Here is a 1,439-nt window from a genome sequence, read left to right as displayed (position 1 = left end):
TGAACTGCTCCCCGAAAGTTGGACTGAGAAATTCAGTTCCGGTTTTCGGGGAGCAGTTTTATGCGTGAGGACAGTTCGTTATCAGAGGAGCAGCGCGAGGCGGCGGTATCTTTATTTGATGCTGGTTGGGGAGCTAAGGCGGCGGCAGCGCGACTTGGAGTGGACAAAGGTCCGGTCCGTAGGCTGTACGAGCGATGGCGGGTTCGTGGAGGTACGGCACTGGTGACCAAGCCAACCAAGCGGTTGTTTTCGTTTGATTTCAAACTTGAGGCCGTGCGGCGTTTCCTTTCAGGCGGGAACAAGGTTGCGTTGGCGAAGGAACTTGATTTGTCATCTCCGCGTCTGCTGGAGAAGTGGGCTCAGCAATACAGGAATGAGGGCGAGGAAGGCCTGCGGCCGAAACCGAAAGGCCGTCCCAAATCAAGCCTCGCTGCTCTTGCGAAGCCTGAATCAGAGCTGCAGCGTCTGCGCCGCGAGAACGAGCGTCTGAGGGCAGAGGTGGCCTTCTTGGGAAAAGTGCAGGCCTTGAGGGACGGGGAGCGGCGCTAAAGGCCCGTGCCGTCATCGCTCTCAAGGCCGAACACCGGCTGGATGTACTTCTGGACGTTGCCGGACTGGCACGGTCCACGTACTTCTATCATCAGAGCCGACTCCAGAGCCCCGACCCGAAAGCAGCATTAAAGGACGCGGTCACGGAAATCTTCGTGGAGAACCATGCCCGGTATGGCCACCGGCGGATTCATACTGAACTGCGCAAGCATGGGTGGACGGTCGCGAAGAAGACCGTACTGCAGCTGATGCGTGCTCTGCGCCTCGTCTGCAAGGTCCGGCGGAAGAAGCGCTACAACTCCTACCAGGGCGAGCAAGGCAAGATAGCCCCGAACGAACTTAAGCGGGAGTTCGAGGCCGATGCGCCAAACCAGAAATGGGTGACAGACGTAACCGAGTTCGCCGTCGGGGACCGGAAGCTCTATCTCTCACCGGTCATGGATCTCTTCGACCGGCAAATCATCTCCTACACCATCGGGATCTCGCCGAACCTCGCACTCACTAACACCTCCCTCCGCAAGGCCCTCGCCTGCCTTGAACCCGGGCAGCAGCCACTCGTTCATTCAGACCAGGGCTTTCAGTACCAACACGCTTCGTGGCGGACTCTTCTCAAGGGCGCCGGCGCGGCCCAATCCATGTCACGCAGGGGCAACTGCTACGACAATGCAGTTATGGAAAACTTTTTCGGGCACCTCAAGGAAGAGCTCTTCCACCACGTCCGATTCCTCAACACCCACGCGCTGGAAGCAGCGCTGCACGACTACATCCACTGGTACAACACCAACAGAATCTCAACCAAGCTCAAGGGCCTGAGCCCGGTGCAATACCGTGCTCAGGCCCTTGCGGTTTAGGCTCTTATCTGGCCAGTCCAACTTTCGGGGACCAGTTCA

General features: G+C 58.4%; 2 protein-coding genes. Both read left to right on the top strand.

The features are described 5' to 3' along the window. Nucleotides 1–222: 222 nt before the first annotated feature. The gene (locus ACZ9BC_RS22695; protein ID WP_476247930.1) at nt 223–549 is read left to right on the top strand and encodes a helix-turn-helix domain-containing protein; all 327 of its coding nucleotides are present in this window, start codon (nt 223–225) and stop codon (nt 547–549) included. Next, complete coding sequence (locus ACZ9BC_RS22690) at nt 450–1,400, top strand: IS3 family transposase (protein ID WP_476247931.1); 951 nt, start codon at nt 450–452, stop codon at nt 1,398–1,400. The genes ACZ9BC_RS22695 and ACZ9BC_RS22690 overlap by 100 nt, the downstream gene beginning before the upstream one ends. Nucleotides 1,401–1,439: the final 39 nt, after the last annotated feature.

The sequence above is a fragment of the Pseudarthrobacter sp. TE3704 genome, from assembly GCF_056279405.1.
The sequence above is the reverse complement of the archived record's forward strand: the minus strand, read 5'-3'. Positions and strand labels throughout refer to the sequence as shown.